Source organism: Agrobacterium rubi TR3 = NBRC 13261, from assembly GCF_000739935.1.
Classification (GTDB): Bacteria; Pseudomonadota; Alphaproteobacteria; order Rhizobiales; family Rhizobiaceae; genus Agrobacterium; species Agrobacterium rubi.
On sequence record NZ_BBJU01000007.1, the window covers coordinates 36,730 to 58,379 of the forward strand.

At 55.4% G+C, this 21,650-nt stretch carries 21 protein-coding genes and 1 pseudogene; 14 read left to right on the forward strand and 8 right to left on the reverse strand.

The genetic code is table 11. The features are described 5' to 3' along the window. Positions 1 to 7: 7 nt before the first annotated feature. From RRU01S_RS04735 to RRU01S_RS04755, 5 genes and pseudogenes are all read left to right on the forward strand, one after another. Positions 8 to 1,083, forward strand: a pseudogene (locus tag RRU01S_RS04735) (ABC transporter permease). A 7-nt stretch (positions 1,084 to 1,090) separates the two neighbouring features. Then, positions 1,091 to 2,020 carry a nickel transporter permease gene (nikC, locus tag RRU01S_RS04740; RefSeq protein ID WP_045229115.1) on the forward strand — a complete coding sequence of 310 codons (930 nt, stop codon included), beginning with the start codon at positions 1,091 to 1,093 and terminating at the stop codon, positions 2,018 to 2,020. Next, entirely contained in the window at positions 2,013 to 2,879 is an 867-nt protein-coding gene (locus RRU01S_RS04745) for an ABC transporter ATP-binding protein (protein WP_045229116.1), read from the forward strand. The genes nikC and RRU01S_RS04745 overlap by 8 nt, the downstream gene beginning before the upstream one ends. After that, a complete protein-coding gene (locus tag RRU01S_RS04750; RefSeq protein ID WP_045229117.1) occupies positions 2,876 to 3,682 on the forward strand; it encodes an ABC transporter ATP-binding protein in 807 nt (268 codons plus the stop codon). The genes RRU01S_RS04745 and RRU01S_RS04750 overlap by 4 nt, the downstream gene beginning before the upstream one ends. A gap of 37 nt (positions 3,683 to 3,719) precedes the next feature. Then, positions 3,720 to 5,096, forward strand: coding sequence for an MmgE/PrpD family protein (locus RRU01S_RS04755; RefSeq protein WP_045229118.1), 1,377 nt, complete (start codon positions 3,720 to 3,722; stop codon positions 5,094 to 5,096). Positions 5,097 to 5,106: 10 nt separating this feature from the next. Here RRU01S_RS04755 and RRU01S_RS04760 read toward each other — a convergent pair whose 3' ends face one another. Further along, positions 5,107 to 6,042, reverse strand: a complete 936-nt coding sequence (locus RRU01S_RS04760; RefSeq protein ID WP_045229119.1) for a LysR family transcriptional regulator — start codon at positions 6,040 to 6,042, stop codon at positions 5,107 to 5,109. 232 nt (positions 6,043 to 6,274) lie between these two features. After that, complete coding sequence (locus tag RRU01S_RS04765; RefSeq protein ID WP_165572208.1) at positions 6,275 to 6,772, reverse strand: hypothetical protein; 498 nt, start codon at positions 6,770 to 6,772, stop codon at positions 6,275 to 6,277. A gap of 428 nt (positions 6,773 to 7,200) precedes the next feature. Here RRU01S_RS04765 and RRU01S_RS24975 point away from each other — a divergent pair, with 428 nt between their 5' ends. The 5 genes from RRU01S_RS24975 to RRU01S_RS04785 all read left to right on the forward strand — a co-directional run bounded on the left by RRU01S_RS24975 (position 7,201) and on the right by RRU01S_RS04785 (position 11,537). Continuing rightward, positions 7,201 to 7,389, forward strand: coding sequence for a hypothetical protein (locus RRU01S_RS24975; RefSeq protein ID WP_131367766.1), 189 nt, complete (start codon positions 7,201 to 7,203; stop codon positions 7,387 to 7,389). 57 nt (positions 7,390 to 7,446) lie between these two features. Then, entirely contained in the window at positions 7,447 to 9,102 is a 1,656-nt protein-coding gene (locus RRU01S_RS04770) for a DUF1800 domain-containing protein (protein WP_052815961.1), read from the forward strand. Between the two features lie 20 nt (positions 9,103 to 9,122). Beyond that, positions 9,123 to 10,178, forward strand: coding sequence for a DUF1501 domain-containing protein (locus RRU01S_RS04775; protein ID WP_209806544.1), 1,056 nt, complete (start codon positions 9,123 to 9,125; stop codon positions 10,176 to 10,178). Positions 10,179 to 10,383: 205 nt separating this feature from the next. Beyond that, the gene (locus RRU01S_RS26170; protein ID WP_052815964.1) at positions 10,384 to 10,761 is read left to right on the forward strand and encodes a hypothetical protein; all 378 of its coding nucleotides are present in this window, start codon (positions 10,384 to 10,386) and stop codon (positions 10,759 to 10,761) included. Further along, entirely contained in the window at positions 10,665 to 11,537 is an 873-nt protein-coding gene (locus RRU01S_RS04785; RefSeq protein WP_165572209.1) for an NAD-dependent epimerase/dehydratase family protein, read from the forward strand. Before RRU01S_RS26170 ends, RRU01S_RS04785 begins: the two co-directional genes overlap by 97 nt. 45 nt (positions 11,538 to 11,582) lie before the next feature. On the opposite strand, the gene RRU01S_RS04790 is transcribed toward RRU01S_RS04785, so the two are convergent. After that, a complete protein-coding gene (locus RRU01S_RS04790; protein WP_174447683.1) occupies positions 11,583 to 12,824 on the reverse strand; it encodes a glucoamylase family protein in 1,242 nt (413 codons plus the stop codon). A 107-nt stretch (positions 12,825 to 12,931) separates the two neighbouring features. Further along, positions 12,932 to 13,636: a Crp/Fnr family transcriptional regulator gene (locus RRU01S_RS04795; protein WP_045229122.1), complete on the reverse strand. Its 705-nt coding sequence runs from the start codon at positions 13,634 to 13,636 to the stop codon at positions 12,932 to 12,934. Positions 13,637 to 13,762: 126 nt separating this feature from the next. On the opposite strand from RRU01S_RS04795, the gene RRU01S_RS04800 reads away from it, so the two are divergent. Next, positions 13,763 to 13,999 carry a DUF6894 family protein gene (locus tag RRU01S_RS04800; protein WP_045229123.1) on the forward strand — a complete coding sequence of 79 codons (237 nt, stop codon included), beginning with the start codon at positions 13,763 to 13,765 and terminating at the stop codon, positions 13,997 to 13,999. Between the two features lie 91 nt (positions 14,000 to 14,090). Continuing rightward, positions 14,091 to 14,597: a sigma-70 family RNA polymerase sigma factor gene (locus RRU01S_RS04805; RefSeq protein WP_045229124.1), complete on the forward strand. Its 507-nt coding sequence runs from the start codon at positions 14,091 to 14,093 to the stop codon at positions 14,595 to 14,597. Here RRU01S_RS04805 and RRU01S_RS04810 read toward each other — a convergent pair. Next, a complete protein-coding gene (locus tag RRU01S_RS04810; RefSeq protein ID WP_045229598.1) occupies positions 14,590 to 15,378 on the reverse strand; it encodes an MOSC domain-containing protein in 789 nt (262 codons plus the stop codon). The two genes, RRU01S_RS04805 and RRU01S_RS04810, sit on opposite strands and share 8 nt — an antisense overlap. A 47-nt stretch (positions 15,379 to 15,425) precedes the next feature. Then, positions 15,426 to 17,108 carry an FAD/NAD(P)-binding protein gene (locus RRU01S_RS04815; RefSeq protein ID WP_045229125.1) on the reverse strand — a complete coding sequence of 561 codons (1,683 nt, stop codon included), beginning with the start codon at positions 17,106 to 17,108 and terminating at the stop codon, positions 15,426 to 15,428. 258 nt (positions 17,109 to 17,366) lie between these two features. On the opposite strand from RRU01S_RS04815, the gene RRU01S_RS04820 reads away from it, so the two are divergent. Beyond that, positions 17,367 to 19,004, forward strand: a complete 1,638-nt coding sequence (locus RRU01S_RS04820; protein ID WP_045229126.1) for a sensor histidine kinase — start codon at positions 17,367 to 17,369, stop codon at positions 19,002 to 19,004. After that, positions 19,001 to 19,711: a response regulator transcription factor gene (locus RRU01S_RS04825; protein WP_045229127.1), complete on the forward strand. Its 711-nt coding sequence runs from the start codon at positions 19,001 to 19,003 to the stop codon at positions 19,709 to 19,711. The genes RRU01S_RS04820 and RRU01S_RS04825 overlap by 4 nt, the downstream gene beginning before the upstream one ends. 8 nt (positions 19,712 to 19,719) lie before the next feature. Here the strand turns inward: RRU01S_RS04825 and RRU01S_RS04830 are convergent, their stop codons facing one another. Further along, entirely contained in the window at positions 19,720 to 20,283 is a 564-nt protein-coding gene (locus RRU01S_RS04830; RefSeq protein ID WP_045229599.1) for a metal-independent carbonic anhydrase family protein, read from the reverse strand. A 167-nt stretch (positions 20,284 to 20,450) separates the two neighbouring features. Beyond that, a complete protein-coding gene (locus RRU01S_RS04835) occupies positions 20,451 to 21,587 on the reverse strand; it encodes an alpha/beta hydrolase (RefSeq protein ID WP_234936099.1) in 1,137 nt (378 codons plus the stop codon). Positions 21,588 to 21,650: the final 63 nt, after the last annotated feature.

A 21,650-nucleotide genomic window follows, 5' to 3' on the forward strand; every position in this document is an offset into this window, starting at 1 on the left:
GAAACCCATGGCGGACCTTACTCATTCGGTTCCTCGCAGCGATGCGGGGAACATAGCCAAACCGAACCCGGTGTTTGTTGTGCTCAGCGTGCTCAGCAAGACGTTGCTACCGGTGTTCGTGACACTCTTCGGCCTTGCGGCCTTGACTTTCTTCATCGGCAGAATGCTGCCGATCGATCCCGTCGCCTCGATCCTGGGCGATAATGCCACCCAGGACGCCTATGAAAAAATGTCTGCTGCACTCGGGATGGACAAGCCGCTCTGGTACCAGTTCGGTGTCTATGTGAAGGGCATCCTTTCGCTCGATTTTGGCGATGCGCTGACCACTGGCAAACGGTGATCGATGATATCGCTCGTGTTTTCCCAGCGACCATCGAACTGGCCACCCTGTCGATCATCATCGGAACGGGTATAGGCATTCCTGCGGGCGTTCTGTCTGCCATGTATCGCAATTCCTGGCTCGACAACGCCATCAGGTTTACGGGTCTCATCGGCTACTCGGCACCGAATTTCTGGTTGGGCCTCATGGGGCTGGTGCTGTTCTATGCGACGCTCGGCTGGATCGGTGGGCCGGGACGTATCGATTTCATCTACGAATTCGAGCTTGAGCCAGTCACAGGCTTTCACCTCATCGACAGTGCACTTGCCGGCAATTTGGAGGTTTTCCGCAACGTTTTCGGGCACATCATCCTGCCGGCCTCGATCCTTGGCTTTGGCGCGCTTGCCTATATCAGCCGCATGACGCGCAGCTTCATGATCGAGCAGCTCTCGCAAGAGTACATTGTCACGGCTCGCGTCAAGGGTCTTTCCTGGGCGAGAACGGTCTGGGTGCATGCGTTCCGCAACGTCGCCGTTCAGGTTCTGACCGTCGTCGCCTTGTCCTACGCTTTCCTGCTTGAAGGTGCGGTGCTCACCGAAACCGTATTCGCGTGGCCAGGTTTCGGCCGCTATCTGACCAATGCGCTTCTGGTGGGTGACATGAATGCCGTCGTCGGCTGCTCGCTTCTGATCGGGGTCATCTTCGTCACACTGAACCTCATCTGCGATCTGCTCTATCGCGTCTTCGATCCCCGAACCCGGTGAGGTAGCCATGACAGACAAAGCTCTTTCCCAAACCATCCCACCCGCCGGTTTCGGTGCATGGCTGCGTGCGCCTGTGCCCACCTCACCGTTTCATGCCCGCATGCAGCAATTCTGGCTGCAATGGCGGCGGTTGCGTGCCAACGCTTCGGCACTGTTCGGCCTCATCGTTATCGTCGTCATTCTCGTTGCGGCACTTTTTGCACCGCTACTGGCCACGCATGATATCTATGAGCAAAACCTCGCCGCCCGTCTTCTGTCACCGTCATGGCAACATTGGCTCGGCACTGATGAGCTGGGCCGCGATGTTTACAGCCGGTTGTTGTTCGGCGCGCGCATCACGCTTTACATTGCGCTTTTGACCACGGTCATCGTCGCGCCGATCGGTCTTATCGTCGGCACAACAGCCGGTTATCTGGGCGGCTGGGTCGATACGGTGCTCATGCGCATCGTCGATGTTTTCCTTGCCTTCCCTAACCTCATTCTCGCGCTTGCTTTCGTGGCGGCGCTCGGGCCGGGCATCGAAAACGCCATTATCGCCATTTCGCTTGCGTCCTGGCCGCCAATTGCACGGCTTGCCCGCGCTGAAACCCTCTCCATCCGCAAGTCGGATTATATTGCCGCGATGCGCCTCCAGGGGGCGTCGAGCCTGCGGATCATTTTCGGCCATATCATGCCGATGTGCATTCCCTCCGTTGTCGTGCGCGTCACACTCAACATGGCCGCTATCATCCTGACGGCTGCGGGCCTCGGCTTCCTTGGCCTGGGTGCCCAGCCGCCCAGTCCGGAATGGGGCACGATGCTTTCATCTGGTCGTGAATTCGTCATGACCAGCTGGTGGATCGCTGCCATTCCCGGCTTTGCCATTCTCCTCACAAGTCTCGCCTTCAATCTTCTGGGCGATGGGCTGCGCGATGTATTGGATCCCCGCCATGGATAAGCCGCTGATCGACGTCAAGGATTTGAAAATCAGCTTCCACAGTGCTCAACGCAGCCATGATGCCGTGCGCGGTGTGTCCTTCACCATCGGTCGTGAAAAAGTGGGCATTGTCGGTGAGTCCGGATCGGGGAAGTCTCTGACCGGCCGTTCCCTTCTCAAGCTCACGCCCCAAGGTGCGCAGATCAACGCCACCCATATGCGCTTCAAGGACATCGACCTGCTTGCTGCCAGCGAAAAGGAGATGCGCAAAATCCGTGGAAACCATATTTCCATGATCCTGCAGGACCCGAAATACTCCCTCAATCCATTGATGCGGATTGGCCACCAGATTGTCGAGGCTTATCGACTGCACCATAAGGCACCATCCAGCGATGCGAAGGCCAAGGCGCTGGCGACGCTGGAAGCGGTGCAAATCCGTGATCCTGAGCGCGTCTTCAAGTTGTTTCCGCACGAGGTTTCAGGCGGCATGGGCCAGCGCATCATGATTGCGATGATGCTCATTCCCGAACCCGACTTGATCATTGCCGATGAACCGACGTCGGCACTCGATGTCACGGTTCGCCGCCAGGTCTTGACGATCCTCGATGAGTTGGTGACGCGCCGCGGCACCGGCTTGATGTTCATCAGCCACGACCTCAACCTCGTCGCTAGTTTCTGCGACCGGGTGCTCGTCATGTATGCCGGTCGCATCATGGAAGACTTGCCAGCCTCCGAACTTCACAATGCGCGCCACCCATACACCCGTGCGCTGCTGGAAAGCCTCCCCAGGCTTGATGTCGCCGTGGATGATCTCAAGGTGCCGGTGCGTGATCCATCATGGCTCGATGGTCCCGTTTATCGCAATGGAGTGCTGGCATGAAACCCACGAGACCCCTCATCGAGGCGGTAGGGCTTTCCGTTAGCTTCGGTCCGAAACATGCCTCTACCCGCGTCGTCGACGATGTGTCCTTCCGGATCGACAAGGGTGAGGCTTATGGCCTGATTGGCGAATCCGGTTGTGGCAAGTCAACCATCTTGCGTGCACTGTCCGGCCTGAACAGCGAGTACGACGGCGCTTTGACCCTTGCTGACCGAGAATTGCCAAAGATGCGGTCAAAAGAGTTCTTTCGCCGCGTGCAGATGGTGTTTCAGGACCCCTACGGCAGCCTTCACCCACGCAAGATCGTCGAAAAGGTTCTGGCCGAACCACTCGCCATCCATGGCATCGACCGTGCTTCAGAGCGCATCGCCGAGACATTGGATGCGGTCGGATTGGGACCTTCTTTTCGCTACCGCTATCCGCATGAGCTTTCGGGCGGTCAGCGGCAGCGTGTGGCGATCGCAAGGGCGTTGATCACCGAGCCGGAAATCCTTTTGCTCGATGAGCCGACTTCCGCGCTCGATGTGTCTGTGCAGGCGGAAATCCTCAATCTTCTCAAACGGCTACGTATCGAGCGCAATCTGACTTATCTTATGGTGTCGCATGATCTGGCCGTGATCGCCCACATCTGCGGGCGCGCGGGCATGATGTACAGGGGCAAGATCATCGAGGAGCTGACCTCGACACAAATCCGCCAATCGCAGGCAAAGGAAGCCTACACAAGCGAGTTTCTGAAAGCGACAATCGAGGCAGTCGCCCGCCGCGACGAGCCAAACCTTGGGACAAACACGTCTTTGGCGTGAGCGCCCTTTCACCTCCTCCCTAAACGACGAGCTTTTTATGCCGACGATCATCGAAACCATAGCCGCATGGTGTGCGGCCCCGCCGCCAACGTCCGATACTACGCGGCGTCTTGCCCACCATGCCATCGCAGACACGATCGCATGCCTGTATGCTGGCCGTGACGATACGTCTACGTCTGCTGTCCGTCGTGCTTTTGGCGTTCATGCGGTTGGTGAAGCGCCGCTCGTCACGGGTGGCCGTCAATCAGCCTCCGTATCGGCTCTGATCAATGGAACGGCGGCACATGCCCTCGATTATGACGACAATTTCAGGCCTGGCATGAGCCATGCTTCTGCCGTCATCGTCCCGGCGTTGCTTTCGATTGCTGATCGCGTGGGCGCGACTGGGCGAGCCTTCGTAGACGCGTATCTCGTCGCTTTGCAGGCTCAGGACTTTGTCGGTAGCGGCGTTGCCGGATCGCATTACACGGCCGGATGGCATGGTACATCAACGGTTGGCAGCATCGGTACAGCGGCTGGCGTAGCCAAGCTGCTGGGAATGGACGCGCAAGGCATCGCGTTTGCGCTGTCCTTGGGCGTCAGCATGGCTTCTGGGACAAAGGGTCAGTTCGGGGCGCCGGCCAAGCCGTTTCACGCGGGTATGGCCGCACGCAATGCTGTGGAGGCGGCTTTCCTCGCGGAACAGGGGCTTCGCGGCCGGCTCGATATTCTCGAGTGCGAACAGGGCTTTCTAGAAATGTTCGGCGGCGAACGGCCGAAGGGCTATGACAGTCGAGCGATTATGAGCACGCGGGAGCACACGATTGAAACCGTGGGCGTGATGCCAAAACTGCATCCGTGCTGTGGTTCTACCCACATGATCGTCGATGCCGCACTCGACCTGATGCGCAATGCACAGATCGATCCCGAAAACATTCTCTCAGCACAATGCCATGTCGGAATCGCCAACTACCGCAACCTTGCCTATAGCGAACCCAGGGACGAGATGCAGGCGCGGTTTTCCATGCAATATTGTTTAGCGCTGGCATTCAGGAAAAAGACGCTGTCCCTTTCTGACTTCACACGATCGGCCGTCGACAAATTTTCTCAAGATCCGCTGCTCTCGACAATATCGATGACGCATTACAGTGCCGCTGAGGAAGAGCAGGCAAAGACCTATCTGCCGCACAAGCTGAAGATAACGTTGAGCGACGGGTCCGTTTTAGAGGCAGAGCGTGCGGTTGCCCGCGGTGGCTTGGCAGATCCGTTTTCTGAGAGCGAGCGATTGACGAAAATCAGAGATTGCTTTGATGGTGTGAAGAATGCCGAGGCGATCATGTTGTCCCTCACGGACCTTGATATGCAAATGGACCTTCGGTTTCTCGATCCGCTTTTTCATGGGGTAGAGGTCCAAGACGTCAGAAAATCGGGGTAACTCTCCGCGGTCAGGCGGCGGGCAGTGCAACACGTTCGGCAAGCACGCCGACTTCCGCTGCCTGTTTCCAGAATTGGTCGGCCTGTTTGCAACGCAGGCGGAACGACCGGTAGAGCCTTATTTCAACCTCGATTTCCAATTCTGGACCAGCGGCACGCACAAGCTTGCCGGATTTCAATTCGCTGATAGCCAAGCTCTCCGGAATCCATGCAACCCCATGGCCTGATACGGCCATCGCCTTGAGTGCCGCTGACATGGCATTTTCGTAGACTGTGTTTAGCCGTACCGGCACTCTTTCGAAAATGGCTTTGGGAAGTGCCTGGGCAAAAAACGAACTGTCGCGATAGCTCAGATAATTGGTGGGGTTCCCATCGGTTCGCACCGCATGCAGAGGGGTGCCGTCTTCTCCAGGAGCAGACACCGCGATCACCCGCTCTGACCCAAGGGTAAGATACGCGTTTTCAGACAGTTCCCGAATGGCTGGCACACAGTCATGAGCGTAGGTCAGCAGGAAGTCGCATTCGCTGCGAAAGAGGGTTGAGACATTGCTGGAAAAAGAAGAATAGGCCTCGGAAAAGCGTGTTCGAAAGGAGCCGCCATTTGCCTCGATCCGTTCCATCCAGATCGGAAAAAAGGTCAGCACTAGCGTGCTCATGGTGGCAAACGACAGGACCTCGTCTTTGGAGCTGTGATGTTCCAGTGTCTCTTCCCGAAGCGATGACAGCAAATCGACACTCTTGCGAGCCTTGGGCAAAAAGCTGGTGCCCGCTGAAGTCAGTCGAACAGGGTAGGTGGTGCGATCGATCAAGGGAACACCGACCCACTGTTCCAGTTGGCGAATCCGTCTGCTAAGTGCGGATTGGGTGATGTTCCTGTCGGTTGCTGCCTGGGTGAAATTCATGAAGCGTGCCAGGCTCAGAAAGTCCTCAAGCCATTTCAGTTCCATCAGCCATCTCCAGTCATCCGTTTTATGATCGGTGCATTATGGCCCCAAGGAACGCTAAAGGAAGCAAGATAATCACAACGAGACAATCGGCAGGCTTGTAAAAACGGCAGGCCAGCAAACCAACTTGGACACCGCCGTAATTGGAAGCGTATGCCGTGTTGACGTTGTAGGGCCTATCCAGGGATATTAGGAATACTTGAGCCAATTAAACAAAGGCTGCCAACCGATTGGATCAATTATACACGTCGACGTCATTTATGAGCTTCGACTCTTTACGAATATAGCGGTCGGTTACGCCGAAATCTTTTGAAATCCGACCGGGATTTGCGCCTTTGCGGATGAGATGACGTATGGCCACACGCCTTAAGGCCAAGAAAATACCCCATAAGGAGGGAATATCGATAAGAGAGTGATCTCTTGCAAAATGTCTCAGGCGCTCGTGTGTTGTCTCTTTAATGACCACACTGATTTTCTTATTAAATGCCTTGAAGTCTTTCGCGATATACAATCGCCGCCCCCCGTTCTTTTCTATGAAGCCCAGCATTGTTTCCAGGCCTTCATGTTCACACAGTTCGGCGGCGACCCATGGCATTGAGGCTAGGACTTCCGGTTTAGAGCGCTCATAAAATTCAACTATGACGGCGAAGGCCGCGTCCCCGGGTAAAGGTATGCCGCAGAACACCTGTGATACAGATTGCAGAAAAGGATCGTTTTCCGGTGCCAATCCCACCCAAAAGCACTTTCTTCGTGATGACTAATCAAATATCGAAATAAAGTAATATATAAATAAAACCTTCTTATATCCATTTTGTATATATAATAAAAAAATGCAACCGAGTTCAATAAGTTCAGAAAAATCAAATATTATAAGTTATTTATAGATAATAATCTCACTGATGACATGCGCGTGGATTCTGTTCTTCATCCTGTTTTCTCGCGTTCAATTTTCCTGATGATGTCACGTACTCAATGTTGTTAGCTCGCTGCGCAGGAACTTGGCCGTAGCACTGCGGAACTGTTCCGCATTGTGGCTGCGGGCTGCACCACGCAAGCTTCATCCAGGCGCAATCAAGCGGGCTGGATGTCGCAATGTTTCATCAATGTAAAAACCAATGTGGAATGCCGTTCAAAGTCAGTGTCGCGGCATTCGGACTTCTCTTGACCGCGACGCAAGTCGATGCGCTGAGCCTGTCCGAAACGCGCCACTTGCTGGATCGCACAGGTTTTGGAAGCTCTCCCCAGGAGACTTCACGTTTTCTCGCCCTCACACGGGAAGAGGCTGTCGATCACCTCCTGGGATCGCTCGGTCAGCCAGCAGTCCTGCCGCCGCCTCCCTTTGTGTTGTAGCCACGCCCCAACTATTGGGCCGGCGATTGGGAGGGGCGGGAAATCACCCTCTACAGGGTGCACGAGATCGACCAGTTGCAGGTCTGGTGGGTGCAGGAAATGATAACGACGCCCAACCCCATGGCAGAACGTCTGGCGTTGTTCTGGCACAACCACCTAGTATCGCGATTTGATCCGGGCCAAGTGAGCGCACCGTTTTACGATCAGATCGCCTTGTTTCGGCGTGATGGAAGCCAAAGCTTTCGAACATTCCTGCGCAGCATTCTGCGCGATCCGATGATGCTCACCAGCCTCGATAATGTTCACAACACCAAGGCGCGGCCCAACGAAAACCTGGCGCGCGAACTGCTCGAACTGTTCACCCTCGGTATCGGCAATTATAGCGAGGCTGATATCAAGGAAGTGGCGAGAGTTCTCGCAGGCCACGGCGTTGATTTCGAGAACTGGACGTATCGGCGCAATCTGACGAACACAGATACCTGTGAGAAGCATATCCTGGGACGGGTCATTCCGCCCGGAGACGATGACGGTGTTGATGCCCTTGTCGAGATCATTCTCTCCGGCCCTGAAACGGCAAGACTGATCGCCGCCAAATTTTACACTGAGTTCGTGTCGCTCGTGCCAAATCCAATAGAGATCGAACGATTGGCCGATGTCCTGAAACGCCATGATTACGAGATCAAGCCCTTTTTAAAACAGCTGTTGCTCAGCGATGACTTTTGGGATGAGGACAACCGCGCCAACCTTATCAAATCGCCAATTGATCTGATCGTCGGGTTCTCACGCACGTTTGCTCTGACCTTACCGGATCAGAAGATCCTTGTGGATTACATGACGGTGCTGGGACAAAGACCGTTCATGGCGCCCTCCGTTGCCGGGTGGCGCGGCGGCACGGACTGGCTGACGACGAAATCGATTGTCGACCGTGAGCGTATTTTAAAGCGTCTCTGGGACGCCTATCGTGGCAGTGCGTCCATGCCAGAATCCAACCCTGGCGATCTGCTCGTCCGTTTCGGCTCAGAACATCGCAACACACCGGCGCACTTTGTGGTGGAGGTCAATGGCGTCCAGGTTGGCGCGATCACTGCCACCTTGGGTGTCGATACATACAAAGAAAAATCATCTAACGAGCCTGGCAATTTCAAGCCGATGTGGGAGACGGCTGTCATCCCGAAAGCCAGTCTCCCCGCCACCGTGGAAAAGGTGACGGTTCGTCTGAGCGCGAAGGATCCCGATACCCATCTCTTCGTCAACTGGATATCGATGGACGGCGACAGATATTCGCCAAACGATGCGCGTTGGGTGGGATTCAAGGAAACCGATTGCCCCTATACGGTTCCTCTGGGCACCTATTATTGTGATGTCGGTCTTGAGTTCGATATCAAGCCGGTCGATCCCTTTCAGGCCACGCTTGACGATTTGCGCGCGCCGCACAACTCCAACATCGAATATGGAACCAGCCGCCTGTGGTTCACACCGGATGGCGCTGCGACGATGCCGAAAGCCGCGAATTTTGGAGAAAGCGTCGCGCGGCACCTCCTGACGTCAAAACCATCAGACGAGATGCAAGCCCGCGAGAACGACCGGGCGCTTGAAGCCTATCTGCTGGCGGCGCCTAAGTCCTTTCGCGCAGCACTGCCGGAGATGTCGTCTGATCCCGCTGTTCGCAAGGCCATGTCGCTGACGCTGGACCCTGCATACAGCCTCAAATAACTCGTCGGGAGAACAAGATCATGCTCGATTCAAGCAGATATTCCAAACGCAACCTTTTGAAAATGATCGGCACAACGCTTGGCCTGTCGGCAATGCCAGCCTGGGCATCCTTGGCGGTTGGTGCCAACACGCCAACATTGTCACGCAGCAAACGCGTTATTTTGCTTGAACTTTTTGGCGGAAACGACGCGCTGAATACGCTCATCCCCTTTAAGGATCCGCTGTACCGCAAGTATCGACCATCACTTGCGATATCGGCACACGATGTTCTTCGGCTGGATTCCGAGGTTGGCTTCAATCCCGCGTGGCGAGGATTGGCAGATCTTTGCCACAAGGGGGAGATGGTCGTCATTCAGGATGTCGGCTATCCCGATCCGAACCTGTCGCACTTCGGCTCCGCCGCGATCTGGGCCTCGGCCCAACATGACGCGTCCCATGGTGCCGGATGGGTGGGCAAGATCGTACAGGACAACCGCCCGGATTTTGGACACATCGATGCTGACGGGATTGTCCTGTCGGGCGATCAGGATTTGCTCGCTGGAACAGGCATTCAGGTTCTGGCACTCGAAGACAGCAAGGCATTTCTGCAAAATTCCGAACATCCCGCCGCACCTGTTTCAGGCGAACAGGACCATAAAGCGCTATCTCACCTCTACAGGCTGCTACGTGACAAGGAGGCAATCGCGCAGCGTGTCCGCTCGAAATTAAGCGAGCATAACCGCTTCGACGCGTGGTTCAGCCATGGCCATTATATCGAGCCACTGGACGCTCAAGCATCCCTCCTTCTGTGGCTGATCGAAAGCGGCGTCGAAACCCCACTCTATAAACTCAGCCTTTCGGGCTTCGACATGCACTCGAACCTGCGTGGCGCGCATGAAGGGCTGCTGGGGAAAGTGCAGAATACGCTCATGGGTCTTCGACGCGGGCTCGTCGAACTTGGCGTCTGGCAAGACACATTGATTGTAGTGCAATCGGAATTTGGAAGAAGACCAACCGAAAATGCGTCCGGCGGCACCGACCACGGGACATCTAGCCCCGTTCTTCTTGTCGGCGGCGCGGTCGCTGGCGGCGTCTAAGGCGCGCGAAGTGATCTCGAGGATTTGGACGCTGACGGCAATCTGCGCTTTCGAACGGATTTCCGCGAGGTCTACTCCACCATCGTCCAGAATTTTTGGAAAATGCCCAACAATTCCATGTCCCAGCAAGGCTTTTCACCGCTGACCATCCGCGTGTGAACCTTGAAGCCTGCAGCTAGCCGCACACTTTTTTTAGGAGCACATCGTGAACCTGATTGCACATCCGTTATCGACGACGGCATTTCCCTTGCCGGATTCCGAACGTGAAACCCGAAGGACAAGACGGGATGTCTACGAGACCAACACGATCTTGCTGGACACACCGAAGACGGCGACCGCAGAGGTTCTTGTTTGCCTCACCCTTTTCAACGAGCCGGTCGAGGCCATGAATCTGACGCTGGCAGGTCTGGTCAGGAACCAGCTGACGCTGCGCAGCGCCCGTGCGGAAAACACACCCGAGCTCAAAATCTGCATCATGCTGGATGGGTGCAGAAGCATCGATCCCGACACTTCCAGACTGCTGCAAACATTCGGGCTCAATCCCGACAGGGGGCCGGGCTCAGCAATGATCCGGCATCAATGATCTCCCCGCAACTGACCCGCTCCATCAATTACGATGGAGCCTGCCATCTTGCCCGGATCGCCAAGGATGTGGGGATCAGACGCTATATCTACATGAGTTCCGCTTCGGTCTACGGGCAGTCGGACGGCACATCTTGCGAGACGGACCCTTGCCATCCACAAAGTCTTTATGCCGAACTTAAGCTTTCGGTCGAGCAGGCGCTGAACGAGATGCGTGACGACGCCTTCAACCCTGTCATTTTCAGAAGTGCCACAGTCTTCGGGCTTGCAGCCAGAATGCGCTTTGATCTCGTCATCAACAGAATGTCGTTGATGGCAGTCCAAAGAGGCCGGATCGAGGTCGATGGCGATGGATTGCAAAACCGGCCCTTCATCCACGTCGAAGACGTTGGTAGGGCTATGCTGGCGGTGCTGGAATTCGATTTTGACGCGGTGGAACAGCGCATATTCAACCTTGGAAGCGATCTGCTCAATTACAACATCCAATCGATTGCTGAATGTGTGGCCCGTCTGGTTCCCGGTGCGGACATTGCTCACAATCCGACCACTCAGGACAGCCGAGACTATCGTTTGTCGTTTGCCAGGCTGAAAGACATCCTTGGTTTCACGCCCATTCGCATGGTCGATGATGGCGTTCGCGATATTGTCAACTATCTGCGAACACCAGCAACCCCGGCACCCAGTCCCACCTGCTACACCACCGAATGGTATCTGAGCCTGATGGAATGGGAGGAGCGTCTCGATCGCATACGCATCAATGGCCAGGTTCTGCTGTGAATCGAACGCTATCGCGTTGTCTTGCGCCCGGCACCACCAAGCCCGTTAGGTGATTGTAAAGTCGAGACGATCAAGGCCGCGCTGGACTTCTGGCGCTGTTATGAACAACTTCCAGAGCAGGCCGGAACGGTGGTTTTCCATCATCGCCACGATTGGACCCTGGTCGATTGCGAGATGGGTATCAGCGATCCATCCCGAACCGGGTGAGAACGCATCGACAAGCCCGTAGCGTCCCATGAGTTTGCCCCCTTTGTAGTTCAGAAACGCTGTTGCGGCACCGGCAACTTCGTCTGGGAGAAACGGAAGGCTAGATAGTGCGGCAGTTGGCGAGATGACATCGCCATCATTTGTGGGAGAGTGGACACTGTATCCTTTCGGTCCATCGCTGGCAGTCATTCCCCACAGGTTCCGGCCCGGATATTTATCTTGGCCATATCGGTAGTGTATCTGCGTATGGGCTTGGATTTGCGTCCAGTAATTGCAATAGCGATCGCTAAGTCCTCTCGGATCTAGCGCGCAAAAGGAATATTGAGACAAAAACAGAGGTCCCCCGAACGGTTCTCCGAGCGGCAGTACGACGCCAAGGTAGGAATTTCCGTTGCGCATGTCGCCGGACCTCGCCCACCCCGTATGATAATTGATGGGGTCAATGGCATCCTGGTCTGCGCCAGCGGCGAGCACGTAACAAATCAGAGCTTCGTTCCAGCCGCTGATCGGTATGTTACGGCTCCATCTATATTTCCTGCTCCAGTGCCACCACATCGGGCCATTGCCGCCGCGCGTAAACCATTTCCATTCCACACTTCCGATCAATGCATCGGCCCGGTGTCTGAACTGGGTTTCGGCTGGCGTCATGCGAGAGAAATATTGGCGTGCACAGATCAGGCCTTGCAGCAGAAAACCTGTCTCGACGAGATCGCCGCCATCATCCTTGGAACCGAACGGGATAACCTCACTCGTCTCCGCGTGGAGAAAGTGAGAAAATGCGCCATGAAACCGCGGGGCTCTATGCAAAGATTCGGTGATGGCAACAGCGCGTTCCAGTGCCTGTTCGCGCGTGATCCAATGTCTCTCGGCGCCGACCAGAATGGCGAGAAGGGCAAAGCCCGTCCCTGAGACCGATGCTAAGTTATTGATTACAGTTCCGTCGGAACCTATGCGATCTCTGGCCAATCCAGAGGTGGGGTGACTGCCAAGCCAGAAATACTCGAATGTGCGAAATTGAATGTGATCAATGTCTGCTGAAAATGAATGACTGGGCACAGGACCAGCTTTTGTAAGGGGCATAAAGCGCTCCGCTCCTTTTTGAGAACACGCCGCAGGTGTTCATATAGGAGCGATATGGCTTTTCCACATCATCCGACCGAATTATTGTTTGGGGTGTTGTGAACCGGTCATGCCGGTTCGTGTTGGGGGATGATAAGCCTCTTATATTCCCCTTCCGGCATTCCGTATGCGGAGCCGGCGACGGCTTCCAGAGCTGCCCTGCTTCTGATGGTAATGAGGCTTCGTTCAGCCTTGATCATCAGTTCGCCCTCAAGCTTATGAAGCGCGTCCGTAACACTGGGTCTGCGTACCCCTAGCATCAGGGCCAGAAAATCATGGGTGAGGGGCAATTGGTCACCTAGGCGATCTTGGCACATTAGGAGCCAACGAGCGAGGCGTGTCTCCACATCGCAACGTCCATCAGCCAGAGCCGTGGATGCGATCTGGATCATGAATATGTGGGCATAGCGGAGCAAAACCTTCGACAGAGAGGGGCTTTCAACCATTTTGGCCTGGATGATACCGGTTTCGATTTGAAGAGCGGTACCGCCTGCTTGCATGAACGCTCTGTGCGGTGACGATGTCACGCCGAGCAAAACCGGGACGCCTGAGCAGCCCTCTTTGCCGATGCAGCCCACCTCGATTTTGTTCGAACCGCCAACTGCGATCTCCGATGATAATCCGCTTTCGAAAAAATACACGTGGCTGATGGGTTTGTTGCACTCGAAAAGCACATCGCGCTGATTCAACGTAATCTGTTTAAGGTGGGGAAGAAGGAGGGCCCTGTCGTCCTGAGACAGAGCACTCAAAAGTCCATTTGTTGTCCAGGGCATCGCAAACCTTACTTATTTATTAAATACTAATACCGAATGGGTGCAAATGCAAAGACATTCAAATAGTTGCGCGTGCTGGAAACTTTGACGCCTCACCTTTGTTGGGAACATAGGCAAGGAGTGACTATGTCCAGGTACTATTTCAACATCCGGTCAGGAAACCTTCTCTACGAAGACCCTGAAGGTGACGATTATGCGTCCATCGAGGTCGCCGTCGAAGAGGCGATAGCCGCCTCGCGCGAGATGACGGCCGAGTCTGTCAGAAAAGGCGAGTTGGTTATTATGCGCACATTCGAAATAACGGATACGCGTGGGCAAGTCATTGCAACGGTTCCATTCAGTGACGCGATTAAGCTGAAATAGCGCAGCCGGTGCGCTATCGTACCAAGGCGTTTGTGCCCGGAACGACGGTGTTAACAAACAGTTTCCTCCTCACATTGATAGGAGGAATTTCATGAGCAGCTTGTCGCCTACCGGCTTTTCCCATTTGGAACTCACGAACTGTGTTCCAGCGCTCCGCAACTTTGCAACACGTTTCTATAAAACATCGAATGACGTGGATGATCTGGTGCAGGAGACGCTGATGCGGGCACTGGCAAATTCCGAGAAGTTTCAACGCGGTACGCGGCTGAAGTCGTGGCTTTTCACCATCATGCGAAATCTCTTTTGCTCGAAATTCGTCGTTGCCCGGCGCGAGCAGGTCGGGTTGACCGACAATGCGCTGGCAGCACCGAAAATCCAGCCCGTGCAGGAGTGGGCAGTCAGAGGCAACGAACTGGTATCCGCTATATCGGACCTGCCTGATAATTACAGGGATGCTTTGTGGATGGTCTTCGTTGAGGGCATCTCATACGACGAAGCGTCAAGCCGTTGCGCCTGCCCGGTCGGGACGATCAAAAGCCGCGTGAACCGCGCCCGCGCCAGCCTCATGCGGACGCTCGGTGAAGCATCGTTCACCTAGACATCGCCCTCTGCATGACATCTGTGTCGAGATGCACGTTGTCTCTAAGGGCCAACGTGCCAGGTTGTTGAATATTGCAATAGACCCCGAAGTTTCTCGAGTTCTGGCGAACAAGGGTCCGCAAAATTTCGGGCTGCTCATTCAGACTGGGTTGCGCGATGAAGGTCATCCCGCATCGTTTGGCTTTTTCCGAAACGCCGACCTTTATCTGGCCGATGTGGAGTGTACGTTCCAGCCAAGCTTCTTCCAGAAAGCCCTGCTCCTCATAAACGGAAAAAGCAGTTCCATCCGTGTCTATCAACACCGAAGGGCGAAAACGTCTGTGGTTCATCTCGTTTACGGAGGCAAGCTGGGCTAGCCTCGTCAACGAATGCGTTGTCACCAGATGAAGAGGGCTCGGGTCGTACCGGTTTGAGATGATCGGTAAATTGGCCACTTCGGGCAAGTCGGTATGTTGGTATCGTCCAATGCCGACGTGAAAACCAAAGTGATCCGACAAGCGCGGAGACAGTACATCATCTAAAATCGACAGCGTTGTGCCATCAGGGAAATGAATGTGTGGTAGGCCGTTGGTATCCAACGTGCTTTGAAGAAACAAAGCAGGTCGCCAACGGGTCTCTTTTTCAGGTGCGGCGACATGCCCGGTAGAGAGATCGTAAATACCGAAGCCTCTGTCCCCGACGATCCCGCGTGCTTCGATGTGCACCCGATCACATTTTTCGCCGCCCAAGGAGCTTACAGGGTAACGCCACAGCTCAGCTACGTGTCCAATGTTTTTCATGGTTGGACAACGTTCCGACGCTATGGCGGTTCCGGCACTTAAACCATTCATGCAGAGAGCAATTCGGTGAACTGAACGTGGTTCAGATCATCGATGATGGCATGCGCAACGATTTCACCCGTTTCAGCCGCGCTGGTGATGCCCTGCACAAATGGATTTTTGTGCAGCAGAAACGGTATCGCGGCGCAATAGAGACGGTTGGAAACAGTACCCGCTGTTCGTGTGCGGTAGGATTCATCCACATCGATCCCGCCCAAGCGCACGGTCGAGACGGTGTCGTCGCCCAGCATGAAACCTGATGGCTCAGGGGTGGGTGCTTTTCGCACGGTTTCCTGGTTGACGAGGGTCGGAAAGGGAAGTTCCCTTGCAGAAAGTGCGCTCTGGCCTGTCGCATCGATGAAGTTGTCGAAGCGCTCTGTTTTTTCGCCCATCGCAACACATGCCCCGCGTGATGACTGAGGTTTCGTGATGTCGTAGTCGCCGCCGAGCTTCAAGATTTCAATCCGGCCGGCATTGCGCAAGGCCAGCAAACGCTCGATCGATAGATGCGGCACGGTCGCGTACTCATCGATAAAGATGCCTTTGAACGATTTGTTGAATCGGGCAAAATCGTCCGTGTCGAGATGTGGAACGATTTTCGCGATGATTTCATGCGTGATCATGATGGCGTAACGCCAAGGCACGGTGAATTCCGCTGCCGCGTTTTGTTTGGCTTCGGCCAGGTTTGCTGCAGCCCAGACAAATGGATCGATGTCTGAACGGCGGGCATAATATGCACTTGCGAATGTATCGACCGTCAGTTGGCTCAGCCCGATCTCAGCGGCATAGTGAGGATCTGCAAGCACGACTTCGCTCCTGAATAGCTCGAACACCTTATCCAGAAGGCCGTTCGAGCCGGATGCGATCAAAGCGTTGATGGCTTCGGGGGTGCAAACGCGTGGTCGCATATAGGGCAGCGGGCAATAAAAATCTGCTTCCGGCAACAATCCTTTGCGAGACATCAAAACGGCATGGAAATCCTCCCGCCCTGTCGATGGCTGGTATTGCAGATTGCCCGCACTGTCATGAATGAACGAACCGCAAGAGGTCGCAACCGTCATAAGTGCATCGATCGCACTCAATGAGGTGCCGAGTATTCCCAGACGTCCGCCCTCGATGGACTGAAGCGCCGATGCAGGCCAGGCCGACATGAAATATCCCGGGTGGGTTTCTGTGCTTTCCGGCCAGTTGTGACCTGTTGCCATGACGACGTGGTCGTACACCGCGTCGAAAGCCTCCCCTGAGGCTTCGACCTTCAGACGGATATCATGTGTTTCCAGGGCGATGTCCCTCACGCGATGCTGGACACGAATGTCCACTTTGTGACCGCGCTTTTCCGCCTGAGCTTTCAAAAACAGGAACTGGTCGTGGAAATAGTCGCCTAGCACCAAGCGGGGATAGAACTGACGCTCGCTGATGCTGGCGCGCACGATCCCAAATGTTGAGAGGTACTCATCGTCCCGGCCACGAAGCCAGTCGACCAATGTCTCACCAAGCGGTGGGATTTCGATGCTGGGAATGTTGGACAGCATGGCCGGGTCATTGATTGTGGGAAGATAAGGTGTACCTTTTCCCGCATAATTTTCAGCTTCGTATATTGTAATGGATAATGGCTTAGGTGAGCTGGACAGATGTTGGAACGTATAAATGCCGGTAGGGCCAGACCCTATGATACAAACTCGATTACTCATAAATTCTCTCCAGCGATACCTAATATACCGCGCGACCTAAACACCTGCCTGGCACATCTGTTCCAACTGCCTTGTTATACGTACGCTGCCGGACTGACGCTTGTTCGTAGCGTTTCGGCAGATGCGCAGGTGCTTGGCAAGACTTCTGCTCCTCATAAGTGATGCAGCCGAACAAATACCGCAAAGTCCGCCTTTGCATGTGTTCGCTTGTAATGTGAATATCTCGACCTGAAGGGTTGAGGAACGGAGAGCGATCAAATGGGACGGTTTGACTTCACGATACGGCTGGTCGCGGCGTTCGCGGTCCTTGCCATGCTGATCGTGTGCCAAGGTCTTCTCAATCGGCATATCGCCACGGAGGCAGAGCAGCAGGTCATTCGCGGCCGATATGCCGGCGATCTTCTTTCCGGTTTGCTGGAGCTTTCCGCAACAAAGCAGCGGCTGCGGGCATGGTCTTTACGCGCGCTGATCGGCGCCGACCATGCACCGGGAGATGGCGAAATGCTGCGCGCTCATATGGCTGCGACCATCGAGCAGCTTCAACGTATCAGCAAGAAAACGCGCGAACTGGATCATCTCGCTGGTGCGCCAGAAGAAGATGTCGATGACGATAATGCGCGCGATGAGGCCTTGCAGCTGATCTCGGGCAGCGTCGTCGCGCTGAAACCGGCCATAGAGGACATAAAATCGCATACGGGAGCAGATGATGCCCGAACGGCATGGGCCTCCATCGAAACGATTTTCGATCAGGGCGCTGGGCGGGATCTGCGCGAATTGCTCAACAGCACAATCGCTACGGAGCGATCCCAGCTCGTCATCAAGCGCGCGAATGCGGATGCGGCACTCTTGCAGCTCAATCGCGTCCTTGCAGTTTTGACATTCGTCATCGCCGTCATCGGCATGGGGTTGGCCTATGCCATCGCCAACGCCATTCGCCGTCCGTTGCAGCAGATGTCTGAAGGGGCGAAGGCTTATGAGGCCGGCCAGCTCGATCATCGTATTCCCGTGACCACCACAGACGAGTTCGGCCGGTTTGCCACCAGCATCAACCGCATGGCGTCCGAACTCTCCCTCAGGCGAAACGAGGAAGCCAATCAACGCAGTCTTCTCGAGCAACAGGTCAAGGAGCGCACGTCTGCTCTCGAAGATGCCTTATCACGATTGCGGGCGTCGGAGGGGCGTCGGCGCAGTTTGCTGGCCGATATCAGTCACGAGCTGCGCACACCCACCACCGCCATTCGCGGCGAGGCGGAGATCGCCCTGCGAGGACAAAAGGCGAGTGAAGATTACCGCGCATCGCTTGAGCGTATCGGACAGGCAGCCAGCCAGATGGGCTGCCTGATTGATGACCTGTTGATGATGTCGCGTGGCGAAGATGAGACATTGCTGCTTAACAAAGAGCCGATCGATATCGCAGGCCCGCTTGAAGAGGCGCTTTTGAGTGCCGCCGCCCTAGCCAATCAGCGAAGCATTGCAATTGCGACCGAGATCGAGGATGCAGAAGCGATCGTGGCCGGTGACGCGTTCCGCCTCAGACAGGTCATCGCCATTCTGCTCGACAATGCCATTCGCTATTCGCCACACAAGGGTCGGGTCGAGGTCCGTTCCAACGTGATGGCAGATGTATGGGAGCTGGTTGTTCGCGACCACGGGATTGGCATTGAAGCCGATGCACTTCCCCATGTGTTCGACCGCAATTATCGCGGCGACAATGCAAGACGTCATCGCCCTGAGGGCACCGGTCTGGGCTTGTCCATCGCCAGACATCTTGTATCAGCCCACGATGGAACGATCACCCTTCACAGCGACACCGATCGGGGAACGACGGCCACACTTCGCTTGCCGTTGTTGGGAGCCCATCCCGTTCTTGAACCCACCGCGGAGACGACAGAGTGAACATACTGATCATAGAAGATGATCCAAGAGTGGCTGATTTCCTGGAGCGCGGATTGCGTGCGGAAGGTTACAGCATCACCGTTGCCCGCGATGGCCCGAGCGGCATCGAACGCGCTCATGACTTATGGCAGGAATGGCGCTCCACCGGTGCAAGCGGTGCCATTCTGCTCGATGTCATGCTGCCCATCATAAATGGTTCCGATGTGTGTCAGACATTGCGTGCGAGCGGAATATCGGCACCCATTTTGATGCTGACGGCGCTTGGTTCGGTGAATGATCGCATCGCGGGATTGAAAATGGGCGCAGACGACTATCTGGTCAAACCGTTTTCGTTCGAGGAGTTGCTGGCGCGGATAGAGGCGCTGATGCGCCGCCCTGTCGATCTGAGGCCGCTGGGAGCAAAGACATTGTCCGTCGGGTTGCTGGAACTCGACCGGGAGTCCATGCGCGTCACTGTCGAAGGCCAGGAGATTTCGCTGACCGCCAAGGAGCTTGCGCTTCTGGAGCTGTTCATGTCCGCTCCCGGGCGATTGCTCAGCCGGGAACGGATTTTGGCGAATATATGGGGCGCAGGCGAAGACCCCTTGACGAATGTCGTGGATGTCTATGTGCGTCGCCTGCGGGCCAAGATCGATCGCGCGTCAGACGGCCGCTCGTGTATCACCACTGTCCGCGGCATCGGTTATCGTCTGGAGCAAGATCGGTAGACGGCGGTTTATTGGGCGGCGTAAGGCAGCGAGGAATGGTGCTGAACGATACGGATCGTCCCCTCATCATCCTTTTTGAAGGTCCATGATTTATCGACCGTCGTTACCTTGCCGTCCTTGTCGGTGAAGGACACCTTGCCCAAAGTGGTGGCATATTCGCCATCGAGAAGGATGGCGGCGTTCTTGACTTCGACTTCACGCCATCCCTTCAGCGCAAAACCCGTATCGCTTGGATATTTCGGATTCTGTCCGACGAAGTAGGACAAAGCCCCCTCACGGTCCGTCCTGAAGGTCTGAGGCTCCTGCGTCAGCGTCGGTTTGAAGAGGACCGGGCCCAGCTGATAGCCATAGGCCGCATCGATGACCTTTGCCGCCATGTCATGGGCCGGCTTTGCGCCCTTGTCTTCATATTCACGCGAAATGGCGACGAGAGCCTCACCCCAGGCCTTTTGTGATTTCAGGACTTCAGCCTCGCTGATGGACCCGTTGTGGATTTCGATGGCGTTCACGCCACCGGCGGTCATAAGCAGAACGGTTCCTGTTACGGCAGTCGCCTTGGCTATCCAGCGCATGTGTGTCTCCTGTTGATTGCTCTTGATGAGCGACAACAGGAGTATGTGTTCCCTCCCTGAAGCAGGCGTGGCTGCTTCATGAACAGATGATGGACAGAAGATTACAGTTCAGCCTGCCAAGCCACGGGGCTGCTTGAACGTCATATTTCCTGGCTCAAGACGTAAATCTACTGACGTGCGATTTGCCCGGCGAGCCTGAAAGGGCTGGCGACCGCCGCACCGGCAGCGTCGAACACGAAGGCGCCGATGTTACTGCCGCTTGAGCGCATCCGAGCTTCCGCCTTGTCTATGTTTCCTGCAAACTGTGCAAGCGAAGCGTAGCGATCATGACCAAGGCCATCGGATGATTTCAACGCCGAAATATCTATGACGCGGATGCGTTCGGCTTTTGCTGCTTGCTGGATCACCGGATCGTTCACGTCGAGACTTCCCACTCGCGGCCGTTCGCCACCGACGAAGCTGGAAAAGCTGAGCGCCTGGTCCGAATTCGAGACCAAGAGCGTAATGGGGGTTGGAATGGCGCCGACGTCTCTGATCTGTGAACGGAACACATCGACATCGATGTCCGGTGCGGCGAGCACGATCTGAAGCTTTGCCAAGACGTTGCTGCGCCCTTCAAGCCTAAGCTGTCTGGCCGCTTCCATCGACAGAAAGCCGCCCATGCTATGGCCAAACAGGATGATGCGTTTGACCTTGGGGGCAGCCGCTAACGTTTCAAGCAATGATCCGAGTTCCGTGCGGGAATAGAGCACCGCATCACGATCTGCCACATATCCGGTTACGCTTGCCGCCGATGGCCAGGAGAACATGATGGGTGCACCGAACGAGCCTGAATCAGCTGCCATCTGCGCCGTGCGAAACAGCGCTTCCTGGTAGGAGTAGTTGTAGCCGTGGACAAAGACCGCCGCCGTGCCATCGAACTGCGCCGTGCTGGTTGCCATTTGCACGAGCGATGTTTTGGTCAGCCTTTCTCGCCCGGTCACGATATATTGGCGATTGGGGTCCGGGTTTTTCGACGCATACTGAATATTGGGTCCATCCCGTTTGGCCGGTACGGAAAATGAGAACTGGTCGTAACTGGTGCTTCCCGCCCAACGGTTTCCGAAAGATGCGTCCTTTGCCACCAAGTCACGGTTTGTCACCGCCAGGATGCTGACTTTCTTTTGCTGGTCGGTTTTAAGCGTCACCGGCTTGAGAACATCTGCGGTTGGGCGCGAGACGCAACCAGTCAACGCAACGACGATTGCGACGATGAACATACTATTGGGCAAGAGCTTACCGCCCTCTGTCATGAAAAGTGACATAATAAACTCGTTTCTTGCTTAGGGCGGCAGAGCAGGGCGCTTGATGAGCGCCCTCGCTTTTGT